This is a genomic window from Peptoniphilus grossensis ph5 (assembly GCF_000311825.1).
GTDB lineage: Bacteria > Bacillota > Clostridia > Tissierellales > Peptoniphilaceae > Peptoniphilus_A > Peptoniphilus_A hominis.
Genome location: NZ_HE978566.1, coordinates 245,759 through 257,846 on the forward strand (window position 1 = coordinate 245,759; position 12,088 = coordinate 257,846).

The following is a 12,088-nucleotide window of genomic DNA, read 5'->3' on the forward strand; positions in this document are numbered from 1 at the left end:
CCGTAACCCCAGAAGGAAACTGGACACACACTGGCTGGGATAAAGAAGATACAACAGCAATTACAGATGCATTAGAAGTAACTGCAGAGTACAGTCAAAACCCATCTATAGTAGCTAACCCAGTTCAAAAATACGACGAAGCTACAGATGATCAATATATTGAAGGAGTTTTACCAGAAGGAAAAACTCTTCCAGATAACGCAACAGTAGAGCTTGTTGTGAAAAATGGCGACAAGTACGAAAAAGTAGACGTACCTGTTACAACAGAAGGTGGAGTAATAAAAGTTGATGCTAAGAATGAAAAAATTGAGCATGACGGAACTTATTACTTTGCTATTACTGAAGAAGGAAAAACAACTTCTTACTCAGATACACCTGTTACCATTGATAAGCAAGGACCAAATATGGGAACTGCTGGCGAAGAAATAACTTTAGTTCAAGACGCCTACGGTTACCAAGTGAAAGTTTCTGCTACTGCAAATGATGACTCTGGTATCTTAAGAGTTTATGCAGAAAATGATAAAAAAAGTGGATATTATGATGCAACTGCAAACACAACAACAGCTCAATTAGATGAAAATATCCAAAATCAACTTGGAAAAGGAAAAACTTTCACAGTTACAGCAGTAGATAAGTTTGGTAACAAGACCGAAGCAACAAAGACTGCTGAAGCTACAGGAACTCCAATCATGATAAAAGCAGAAAGACCACTTGATGGAGATGACTTTATCTATGTTACAACAGATGAAGGTGCAAACCTTGAAATTACAGTTATTAATCAAGATAAAACAACAGCGTTTACTATGACTCACATACAAGGTCAACCATCTGAAGAAATTAAGCTTGTTGGTACTGATGGAGCATTCAAACTAACTAAGGAACAAAGAGTAAAGGTTAAAGGAAGCCTAGAAGGAAAAGAAGACAACACCTTAACAATTAGGGTAAGATAATCTCTTGCAAGTCAAGGAGGAAAGATGAATAAAAGAATATTGTCGCTTTTCTTGGCAATAGTGATGGTATTTGGAGTGGTAAGTCCAGCTTTTGCAGCTGGATTTACTCCCCAAAACCATCTACAAAAAGCCGCTGAAAGCGAATTAATTGCAGATAAGGGAAAGCTTAAGGCAAAACTTAGCCTTCCTAAAACAGAAAAAAGAGAAGCAAGGCCTATGATGAAGGTCTTGGTCAATAGATCAAGAAAGACTCCACTAAGGACCGGAGCAGAGCCAGGATTTGGTGAAACAAAGGTTACTGTCAACATTGCTAAGCATGGCATTGGATCCAATGAGTTTGCCTTTGACAAAGTCTTTGGACAAGGAGCAGCTAAAAAAATTACTTTGCACAATGATGCAAATGACAGCTCTCAAGTAAAAACATTTAGTAAAGATGAATCATCCATTACCTTTGATACACCTGTATCCATGGATGCCGTTAAAGCCGGTGATGTTTTCATTGAATTTGAAGGGACACATGTTGCAGGTAAATTAACTTGGGAAGAATCTGACCCTAGTTATAGTGGGGGCACTAATGTCACAACCTACAAACTAGATCTCTACCAAGTTAGAAACACCGATGTCATTGTAAAAACAGTGGATTTAAATGGAACAGAAATAGCCAATCCTACTACAACAGCAACTAATGGAAAAATCAAACTTGGAAGTTTAAATAAAGAGATTGATATTCCAGCAAAAGATGTAACAGGTGTCTTTGCTGAAGAGACTATTAGAGTAAAAGACGTGGATACGCTAAATGCCGATCCAAACTATTCTATTGTAGGTTTAGAAAGTGGCGTATTAGTAGATAAAGCTAATAATAAAGTCTATAAACCAGGAGAATTTGTAGTTGATCCAGCAGGTATTGATGCTACAACATTAGAATTTACAGAAAAACCAATCGTAAAAGAAACAGAGCCAAAGATTGACGATCCAGAAAATCCTGGAACACAAATCACTGATCCTGACTATGTAGCTGTAACATTTAATCAAGGTGACCACGGAACAATAGCAGAAAACAAAACATATTATGTTTTCAAAGGCGTAGAAATGGATTCTACTTTAACTCCAACAACAGTTAAACCAAATACTGGTTGGACACATAATGGTTGGGAACCTGCTTTAGCTAAAAAATATGTGAATAATACAACTCATAAGGCAAAGTATACTGAAGATACTTGCTTAACAAAACCCGCGCTTCAAAAACAATTTGAAGAAGCTGCTAATGAAAAATTTGCAAGTGTTAGTTCAAAAGATGGAGTATATATTGGACACTTCGATGAAGCAAAGAAAGAAGTAACTGTATATATTATTGATAAGACCCAAGGTGCTAAAAATATTTCTGGCACAGGACTAGCTGCAGGTCTAGCAGACTTATATGAAAATCACAATCTTGTAAAAGTTAAAGTTGGCGATCAAGAAGAAAGAGATTTAATTGATATAGCCAGCAAATTACAAGCTGGTGGAATGAATATAATGCAAACATTCAAAACTATTTTTGGATCAGATATTCTTAATGCAGTTCAAGGTCAAGGAAATACAGGAAAACTTGCAGACTTTATTGATAAGTCAGTAGTATTAAAGCTTACTATTGAACAAGCAGGTTGTGGAAATACAGTTACAGTTGAATATAAAGTAAATGGCAAAGAAGCTGCAGCATCTCTACTAAAAGACAAACTTGATCCAAAAGATATTTCAGTTTGGGTTGATGATAAAATTAGCTGGAAAGACGGAGTTAAGCTAAAAGATGGCGTTAAAGATACTGACGGCAAATTACAAGAATTACTTGACAAAGCTGCAGTAACAGACCTTGGAGAAAATGGTACTGAAAAAGACCCTAAAGATGCAAGAACATCAGCAGCTAAAGGCAAATTTACAGGAAATCTTCTAGTAACTTTTGAAGATGGTTCTAAGTTAGTAGTAGAAAATCAAAATCTATATGTATACGCAAACGGCGATGAAAAACCAGAAGACGGAAAACCACTACCAACAGACTCAGCGACAGTAACATTCACAAAAGATGACAACTCAATAAAAGCAGACGGTTGGGACACAGTAAAACCAATAATCGTAAAGAAAGGTACAAAAGTACCAGCAGAAAAATTCCCAAGTCTAGAAGGAAAAGCAGCAGAAGGCTATGAAAACCCAGGCTGGTACAAAGATGCTGAAACAACAGCAACAGCAGATCCAAGTACAGTAGAAATTACAGCTGACACAACATTTACAGCAAAAGCTACAGCTCAAACAACAAATGATGATGTAATTCCATGGGTACCAGGAACAGATGATGAGCCAACAACAGGAAGCGATGATAAACCAATTCCAACAGACTATATAGTAGTAACATTCACAGCTCAAAAAGAATCTGGAACAGCACTAGGAACAGTAACAGTTGGAGCAAAGACTGGAGAAGTAGTAAAAGCAAAAGTAAAACCAAATACAGACCTTTCAACAAAGACTGATATTACAGCTACAGGAAACAATGGCTATGGCTTTACAAAATGGAATCCAGTTTTAGGAAAAGTAACAGATACTAACAATGCATTTGAAGCTCAATTCATCAAAGACGGAAGCGAAGTAGGTAAAAATGATCCAATCCCAGAAGGATGGCATAAAGTAACAGTAACTCAAGACGACACAATTCAATCAGGTACAGTTGCAGAAAAAACCTACGCAGTAGCACCAAAAGATGACGCAAAGGGACAAACAGGCAAATTAGCAGCAGACAAATTCCCAAGCTTAACAGGCAAAGCAGCTGCAAACCATGAAAACCCAGGCTGGTACAAAGATGCTGAAACAACAGCAACAGCAGATCCAAGTACAGTAGAAATTACAGCTGACACAACCTTTACAGCAAAAGCTACTAATATCGCTCCTCCAGTGAACAAATCTGAGAAACCTACAATAAATCAACCAACGGTAGGAGATGATAAGATTACAGGTAAGGGTGTCGCAGGAGCAACTATTGTTGTTAAAGACGGTAATAACAATGAAATTGGAAGCGCTACAGTTGACCAAAATGGTGATTGGGAAGTTACAGTTCCAGGAGCTAAACCACTTGTTAAAGGTGAAACTATAACGGCTACTCAAACTGAAACTGGTAAGATTCCATCTGAACCAGCAACAGCAACAGTTAAGGATAAATCTACTCCTACACCACAAGAACCTAGCGTAACTTATCCTAATACTAACATTGATAAGGGAGAAACTAAGAAAGTAACTCCTGACATCAAGGGTAAGGATGGAAAAACTACTACACCTGAGTCAACTCCAGAAGTTTCTCAACCAGGCCATGGCCTTATAGTTACACCTAACAAAGATGGTTCTATCGATGTAACTGTTCCTAAGGATTATGATGGTCCAGGTACAATTACAGTTGATGTGACTGTTAGAGTTGATGGAAAAGACATTAACACGACACTTACTATTAAAGTTAATAGTGGTGAAGACGATAGTCATAGACCTGAACAAGGTGGAGGAGATATCTTCGACGGTTTATTCAAGAGACATGACTACACTCCAACGTATCCAGTTAAGACTGTAGTTCCTGAAAAAACTAAAGAAATCAATAAGCTTTGGTATATATTCCACATTGATGAGTATGATTATGAAGAAGTAAGAAATTACAATTCAAAATCTCACAAGATGGATGTAACTCCAGTTATCAGAAACGAAAGAACAATGCTTCCATTAAGATATGTAGCAGAAGCTATTAATGCAGATGTTATTTGGAACGCAGAAACTAGAACTGCAACATTCACAAAAGATGGTTTGACAGCATCAATCCAAATCGACAGTGATGAAATAGTTCTTTCTAACGGCAAGACTGTTAAGATGGACTCTAAACCACTTAACATCAACGATAGAATCCTAGTATCTGTAGTTAATGTAGCCAATGTTTTTGGACTTACAAATGGTAATACTCTTGACGGAGTAAACCAAGACATCGAATGGGATCACGACACAAGAACAGCAACAATTTATATTAGAAGATAAGTTGTTAGAGGTTATTTGATAAAGAAAGACCGAGCAATCGGTCTTTTCTTTTATATATTTTTTGAAGATATAATATAAAATAAGGAGAATTTTAAATGGGATCAAAAGTTATTGATGTCAGCACTTTAATTGTATTAGATACTAGTGCTTTAAATAAAATTATTGAAAATTATAATGGGGTTGGAAAGGATTTTTATAAAATATTAGATGAATGTAAAGATAGTATTTTAATTCCAAATACTGTTTATGATGAATTTTATGCTATTAGTCAAGAGGAAATGATTGAAGCAAAATTAAAAAATATTGGAAAACTAAAAACTGATTTGAATAATTATCGAGATAATTTTGATAAATTTATAGATGATATAGATACAAAAATAAAGGATATAAATGGAAAAATTTATTCTATAACAGAAAATAGCTCAGAATCTTTATTAAATAAAGACAATCAAAAACAAGTAATCCATGAATATAAAGATAATATTAATAGGTATTTAAATAACATTGATTTAGAGTTACTTAAAAATACTTATAATGAAGCTTATAGAGGTATTAATGATTTAATATGCTATTCTTTAAAAAATAAAAAAATAAGACGGATTTTTCTACTGATGAAATAATTAAAGTCTGTGAGGAAGGTAAGATAAGATTTGAAAATTTAATACCTCCAGGTTTTTCTGATAAGAATAAGAAGGAATATAATAAATATAATGATTTGTTGATATGGAAAGAAATATTAAATTACACAAAAGAAAATAAAAGTATAGAAAATGTAATCTTTTTAATTGAGGACATGAAAGATGGTAATTGGTGGGACAAGAAGGCATCAAACAATGAAAAGAGGAAGATACATCGCTTTTTATTGAATGAATTTAACTCCACAGTTTCTTCAAATGATGTAGTAGGTAGAAAAATCGAATTTATGACTATAACAGATTTCATGGGTCATTATGATAAAATAGGTGATGTTATTAAATTGATAGAATTTGATAGTGATAAGATAGCGGACGTAGTTTTCTATGTTTATCGTAGAGACCTTGAAGCTGCAATGTTTAATCAAATTAATAAGATTAATCCTGTTGATATAGATGAGGAATTCTATAGGAGCGATCTTCCTGAATTTGAAGCTGGTGATTTAAGGCTTCTTAATAATGGTATCAAGGTAGTTGATGATACAATAAGATGTAGACTAAGTATTGGATTAAATGTGGATATGAATTTTGAATTTACAGATAAGGAAGGTGACAAATTTGAATTAGGAGAGGCAGAGGTGTTCTTATCAGCAAGAGCTTATATTGATTTAAAATATAAAACTGATTGTCAAAAGAATAGATATGAAATAACATATCCAGACAAAATTGAAGAAACGAATTTTGAACTTAAATATGTAAATATGCAGGTGTTAAATTCAAAGAATTTATATGATTATTAAAAATTTATATTAAATAGCTTTTAATTAAGGACGCAAAAGCAAACGCAAAATTTTACGTTTGTTTTTGCGTTTGTTTTTGTTATAATTAATTCAGGAGGAGTTATGAGAGAGACACGCAATTTAGAGTTTAAGGAAAAAATTTCAGATTCTTTTTTAAAGACAGTTGTTGCCTTTGCCAATTACGATGGTGGCGAAGTTTTATTCGGCGTAGATGATAATGGCAAGTCTGTGGGTTTAACGAATTTGAAATCCGATGCTATTGCTATTGAAAATAAGATAAATGATTCTATATCGCCTCAAATAAGTTTTGAAATTGAAATGGATTGTAAAGAAAAGATTATTAAGCTTAAAGTTCATCCAGGCGATGAGAAGCCATATTTTTACAAGTCAAAATCTTATAAGAGAAATGATTCTTCTACTGTTGAAATTGATAGTTTGGAATTAAAAAGGTTAATTGTGGAAGGTCAAAATAAGTCTTATGATTCTTTGCCTTCTAAGAAAGAGAGCTATAGCTTTCTTTATCTTGAAAAGAAATTTAAAGAAATTGTAGGTATTGAAAAAATAAACAGTGATATTTTAAAGACTTTGGAATTAGTTGATAAAAATAATTTTTTGACTAACGCAGGTTCTTTATTTGCAGATAACAATGAAGACAATTTAATTGATATTGTGAGGTTTGGGGAAAGTCAAAACACTATTTTGAGTCGCTTGCAATTAAAGGGCATTTCGATTCTTGAAGCTTTTGACATAAGCATTGATAAGTATAGAGAATATTATCAATTTGAAAATATTAAAGGTTCTTATCGTGAGAAAGTTGACTTAATTCCTGAGAAAGCTTTTAGAGAAGCTATCGCCAACGCCTTGGTCCACAGAGATTGGATGACTAATTCTTATATTCAAGTTTCCATGGAGAAAGATGCTATCACCATTGTATCTCCAGGTGGTTTGCCAACTGGTATAAGTGAGGAAGAGTATCTAAATGGACAAATTTCTGTCATGAGAAACCCCATTATTGGCAATATATTTTTTAGATTAAACATTATTGAAAGTTTTGGAACTGGAATCAAGAGAATCAAAGAAGCTTATAAAGATTCTGCGAAAAATCCTTCTTTTAAAATCTTTGATAATTCTATTGAGGTTAGATTGCCTGTTATTTCTGAAGTAGAAGCTTTAAACAGTGATGAGCAAATGGTTTATAAGGCATTGGAGAATAAATCTCTTGCTAGTTCTGTGATTGCAAATGACACTGGTTTTGGAAAAAACAAAGTTTTAAATGTGTTAAATGATTTGATGGACAAGGGCTATGTCATAAAAAGTGGAAAGGGAAGAGGAACAAAGTATTCTTTGAAATAAGATCAGACTATAAAGTTTATTTGATTATTTTATAAAAAATGGTACTATATATGGATGAGGACGCCGTTAATACCCATAGGGTACAAGAAGCGGTCGCCTTAGTGTTATTAATATAAACCACCTAAGCCGATATAGGTGGTTTTTCACATTTTAACTACTTTTTATCTTACCACCTGTAAAAACGATACAGGTGGTATTTTTTATTGTCCTAATTCTTTTTCTATTATTTTTCTCATTAGTTCCTTTTCATTTTTGAATACATGGTTTTTGTAGTAGAGGATTTGGATTTGAGCTGGGCTTTTTATTTTGCTGGGGTTTATCAGGTCAAAGTCCAAGTCTTTTTTCTTTACATAGTAGCAAGAGTTTTTGTGGTCATAAAGGCCGTCCTCTGTATTTATTTTTAAGGAAAATTTTTTATCTTCTTCTTTATTTTTTAGAGATTCATAATTTTTTGCTGATCCAGAAAAATTTTCTGATTGGTAATTTTTCAAAGATACATAATTATTTAGGGATTGGTAAAAATTTTCTGATTGGCAATTTTTTTCTTCTCCCTTATTTTTTTCTTCTTCCTCGAGTCCACTTATCTCAATTGTGTATAATTCGTTGTTTGAGAAGTAGTCGGATCCGTAATTTGTGACGCCAGATATTTCTAGCTTGTTTTCTAAAAGTTTTATGTCTCTTATAAAAAATGTGAAGTCTAAAACTTTTAGGGAGAGATTTTTTTCTAATTCTTCTTTTATTTTTCCGTCAAGTAATATTAAGTTTTCCAGGCTCATAAAATTATAAGCTAAAATTTTTTCTATTGCTGCCTTATCGCCCTCTAGGTAATTTTTAAAAAGGGTCTTTATTTTTATACCCTGGTATTCTTTTTGGTACCTTAAATTTTCCAGTCCAATAAATTTTTCTAGGAGATTTTTATTGGAGTGGGAATCTAAATTAAAGATGAAGTTATATTTTTTTGTCACTTCTTGCAAGTCTATGACTTTTAAGTCAAGGTCCTTGTTAAAGTAAAATTTTACTTTTTCTCTTATAAAGGGAAGGTCGAAGGTCTTGCCGGAGTAGGTTACAAATTCTTTTCCTTGAATGATAGGCATAACTTCTTCCAACAAATTTTTTTCCTCTTTTAAATTTTCTAGGTAAAAAGTTTTTAGGACATCTCTATTTTTTTCCACAAGGCTCACTACAATAATTGAATCTATTTCTCTTGACAAGCCTGATGTTTCTATTTTTAAATAATTTTCACTTGCTCTTTTGATTTTTCTTTCCAATTTTTTCATCCTATCACCACTTCAAGTATATCATTAAAAGATTTATAAATTTAAAAATTTTCGCTCAAACTTCAATCTAAATAGAGATAGAAGGACACTTCGTCTTATAGTATAATGTATTAGAAAGAATTTATGATAGAAGGAAGATATATGATTTATTTAGATAATTGTGCGACGACAAAACCTGATAGGGAAGTTGTTGATGTCATGATGAAGGCTCTCACAGAGGATTTTGCCAACCCTTCATCTCTTCACAGCTTCGGCTTAAGGGTGGAAAAGGAAATTGAAGAGGCAAGGAAAAATGCTGCCGAACTTATTGGTGCTCAGGCAGATGAAATTTATTTTACTTCTGGCGGAACAGAGAGCAACAACATTGCAGTTCACGGTGCCATTTTAAAAAACAAGAGGAAGGGCAAGAAGATCATAACTTCTGCCATTGAACACGCATCTATTGACGACCAATTTAAGCATTATAAAGAGCTTGGCTATGAAGTTTGTTATCTTGATGTAGACGAGACTGGCGCTGTTGATGTAGAAAAATTCAAAGAAGAAGTCAATGATGACACTATTTTAGTTTCTCTAATTTATGTTCATAACGAGCTTGGCACTGTTAATAAGGTCAAGGAACTTTTTGAAATTGCCAAGGCAAAAAACAAGGATATACTCTGCCATGTGGATGGAGTTCAAGCTGTTGGGAAAATTCCTGTCAATGTTAAGGACTTAGGCTGTGATACTTTTTCTTTTTCTTCCCACAAAATTTATGGACCAAAGGGCATGGGCGCCCTCTACAAGAAAAGGGACTTAAACCTTGAGAGTCTTGTTATCGGTGGAGGTCAAGAGAAGGGACTAAGATCTGGTACGGAAAATGTTCCGGGCATACTTGGCTTTGGCAAGGCTTGCCAGCTTACTAAAAGAGATCTAGACAAGAGGCTTGACCACGCCAAGGAAATCAAGGAGTATCTTTTAAAGAAACTGGAAGAAAATTTAGAGGACTACAGAATAAACACTCCAGAAAATGCCACAGATTTTATTGTTTCTCTTTCAATTTTAGATATAAGGGCAGAGGTCCTTCTCCACTACTTGGAGGGCGATGAGATTTATATTTCCACTGCTTCAGCCTGCACATCTAATGGAACTCACAAGTCCACAACCCTAAAGGCAATTGGTCTTGCCGACAAGTACGCTGAAGGCACAATAAGAATTTGCACTTCCAAGGACACTACAAAAGAGGACATAGATGTTTTCGTGGAAAAACTTGTAAAGTATGTAGGCGAAATCAGAAAGATTATGAGATAGGTGATAGAATGAAAAAAGTTATGGCACTCTCCCTTGGAGAGCTTGTCCTAAAGGGTAAAAATAGGTATAAATTTGTAAATAAACTTATTTCCACTATAAAGAGAAATCTGAGGAACATAGACCATGGCAAAATTTATCAAAATATGGGCAAGGTCTATGTGGAAGTGGTGACAGATAATGAAGAAAAGATGATAAATAGGCTTAAGCATGTCTTTGGCATTGTCTACATTGCCCCATGCTATGTGGTGGAAACTGACAAGGAAAAAATTGAAGAAGCTGTCATAAAAATTGTAGATGAGACTTTGAAGAAAAATCCGTCCTACAAAACTTTTAAGGTAAAGACTAACAGGGGGGACAAGTCCTTTCCACTTAATTCCATGGAAATTTCTGCAAAAATCGGCGGTATCATCTTAAAGAATTTTGACATAAAAGTTGATGTGCATGAGCCAGACTTTTTTGTTTACTGCGATTTGAAAAAGGATACCTATATTTATGTAGATAAGATTAAGGCACACGGTGGACTTCCATCTGGCACAAATGGTAGGGGACTTCTTCTTCTTTCAGGGGGAATTGATTCTCCAGTTGCAGGATTTTTAATGGCAAAGAGGGGCGTCCTTGTGGACTGCTTGCACTTTCATTCCTATCCTTTCACATCTGAAAGGGGAGAAGAAAAGGTCAAAAAACTTGCAGAGGACATTTCAAGTTTTTCTGGCGAACTGACTTTTTATTCTGTAAATATTTTGGATATTCAAAAGGAAATCAACATAAATTGCCCAGAAGATGAGATGACTATTATCTCCCGCAGGTTTATGATGAGGATAGCAGATAAAATTGCAAGAGATAATGGTTACGACTGCATCATCACTGGCGAAAACCTTGGACAAGTTGCCTCACAAACCATTGACGGCTTAAAGGTAACTAATGATATTACAGACAAACTTGTCTTTAGACCCCTAATTGGCATGGACAAGGTAAATATTATTGATATTGCCAAGGACATTGATACTTATGAGACATCAATTCTTCCTTTTGAAGATTGCTGCACAGTATTTTTGCCAAAACATCCACTCTTGACGCCAAGTGTAGAAGGAATAGAAAAGTCAGAAGAGCCACTGGACTGTGAAAGTCTTGTAGATGAAGCTATAGGTAAGATGAAAATAAGTAAGATAGGAGGAGACTATGAAGAATAAAAACAGAGGAGGAGCTGGGATTATTGCAGTAATAGCTGTTGTAGTTGTACTTGCAATTTTCTTTGGCGGACAATGGAACAAATTAGTTAAATTAGATGAAGATGTTAATGGTGCTTGGGCACAAGTCCAAAACCAAGTTAAAAGGCGTGCAGATTTAATTCCTAACATTGTAGAAACTGTTAAGGGATATGCTAGCCACGAAAAGGAAACTTTAACTGAAATTACTAAGGCTCGTGCAGGTGTTAACGAAGCATCTACACCTAAGGAACTTGCAGAAGCTAATGACAATTTGACAGAAGCTATTCAAAAACTTAATGTTGTTGTTGAAAATTATCCTGAATTAAAGGCAAATGAAAACTTCTTAGACCTACAAGCTCAACTTGAAGGCACAGAAAACAGAATTGCAACGGAAAGAATGAGATACAACGAAACAGTTAAGACTTACAATCAAAAAGTTAGAAGGTTCCCAACAAATATTATTGCGAAAATTTTAGGCTTTGGACCAAGAGATTATTTTGAAGTTTCAGAAAAGGACAATCAAGTACCAGAAGTTAAATTTTAGGT

Annotated in this window: 9 protein-coding genes; 8 read left to right on the forward strand and 1 reads right to left on the reverse strand. The window is 34.3% G+C overall.

What is annotated here, in order from left to right; translation table 11 throughout:
• The 5 genes from HGPG_RS01115 to HGPG_RS01135 all read left to right on the forward strand — a co-directional run.
• Positions 1-950: hypothetical protein (locus tag HGPG_RS01115; protein ID WP_036731167.1), on the forward strand; the 950-nt coding region annotated here is incomplete at its 5' end.
• Positions 951-974: 24 nt separating this feature from the next.
• The gene (locus HGPG_RS10310; protein WP_019124205.1) at positions 975-4,985 is read left to right on the forward strand and encodes a stalk domain-containing protein; all 4,011 of its coding nucleotides are present in this window, start codon (positions 975-977) and stop codon (positions 4,983-4,985) included.
• A 95-nt stretch (positions 4,986-5,080) separates the two neighbouring features.
• A complete protein-coding gene (locus HGPG_RS10575) occupies positions 5,081-5,605 on the forward strand; it encodes a PIN-like domain-containing protein (RefSeq protein ID WP_019124206.1) in 525 nt (174 codons plus the stop codon).
• Positions 5,606-5,628: 23 nt separating this feature from the next.
• Positions 5,629-6,417: a PIN-like domain-containing protein gene (locus HGPG_RS10580; protein ID WP_390621698.1), complete on the forward strand. Its 789-nt coding sequence runs from the start codon at positions 5,629-5,631 to the stop codon at positions 6,415-6,417.
• A 102-nt stretch (positions 6,418-6,519) separates the two neighbouring features.
• Positions 6,520-7,770, forward strand: coding sequence for an RNA-binding domain-containing protein (locus HGPG_RS01135; RefSeq protein WP_019124208.1), 1,251 nt, complete (start codon positions 6,520-6,522; stop codon positions 7,768-7,770).
• A 200-nt stretch (positions 7,771-7,970) separates the two neighbouring features.
• On the opposite strand, the gene HGPG_RS01140 is transcribed toward HGPG_RS01135, so the two are convergent.
• Positions 7,971-9,047, reverse strand: coding sequence for a ribonuclease H-like domain-containing protein (locus tag HGPG_RS01140; RefSeq protein WP_019124209.1), 1,077 nt, complete (start codon positions 9,045-9,047; stop codon positions 7,971-7,973).
• A 141-nt stretch (positions 9,048-9,188) separates the two neighbouring features.
• Between HGPG_RS01140 and HGPG_RS01145 the strand changes: the two genes are divergently transcribed.
• The 3 genes from HGPG_RS01145 to HGPG_RS01155 are packed head-to-tail and all read left to right on the forward strand — an operon-like array spanning position 9,189 to position 12,086.
• Entirely contained in the window at positions 9,189-10,334 is a 1,146-nt protein-coding gene (locus HGPG_RS01145; RefSeq protein ID WP_019124210.1) for a cysteine desulfurase family protein, read from the forward strand.
• Between the two features lie 8 nt (positions 10,335-10,342).
• Positions 10,343-11,524 (forward strand): tRNA uracil 4-sulfurtransferase ThiI, encoded by a 1,182-nt coding sequence (thiI, locus tag HGPG_RS01150; protein WP_019124211.1) that lies wholly within the window; start codon positions 10,343-10,345, stop codon positions 11,522-11,524.
• On the forward strand, positions 11,514-12,086 hold the full coding sequence (locus tag HGPG_RS01155; protein WP_019124212.1) for a LemA family protein: 573 nt from the start codon (positions 11,514-11,516) through the stop codon (positions 12,084-12,086). The genes thiI and HGPG_RS01155 overlap by 11 nt, the downstream gene beginning before the upstream one ends.
• The last annotated feature ends 2 nt before the right edge of the window (positions 12,087-12,088 follow it).

What these genes read in the sequence shown, in the direction of transcription:
- HGPG_RS10310 (WP_019124205.1), top strand. Translation starts at nt 975, where the DNA reads ATGAATAAAAGAATATTGTCGCTTTTCTTGGCAATAGTGATGGTATTT.
- HGPG_RS10575 (WP_019124206.1), top strand. Translation starts at nt 5,081, where the DNA reads ATGGGATCAAAAGTTATTGATGTCAGCACTTTAATTGTATTAGATACT.
- HGPG_RS01135 (WP_019124208.1), top strand. Translation starts at nt 6,520, where the DNA reads ATGAGAGAGACACGCAATTTAGAGTTTAAGGAAAAAATTTCAGATTCT.
- HGPG_RS01140 (WP_019124209.1), bottom strand. Translation starts at nt 9,047, where the DNA reads ATGAAAAAATTGGAAAGAAAAATCAAAAGAGCAAGTGAAAATTATTTA.
- HGPG_RS01145 (WP_019124210.1), top strand. Translation starts at nt 9,189, where the DNA reads ATGATTTATTTAGATAATTGTGCGACGACAAAACCTGATAGGGAAGTT.
- thiI (WP_019124211.1), top strand. Translation starts at nt 10,343, where the DNA reads ATGAAAAAAGTTATGGCACTCTCCCTTGGAGAGCTTGTCCTAAAGGGT.
- HGPG_RS01155 (WP_019124212.1), top strand. Translation starts at nt 11,514, where the DNA reads ATGAAGAATAAAAACAGAGGAGGAGCTGGGATTATTGCAGTAATAGCT.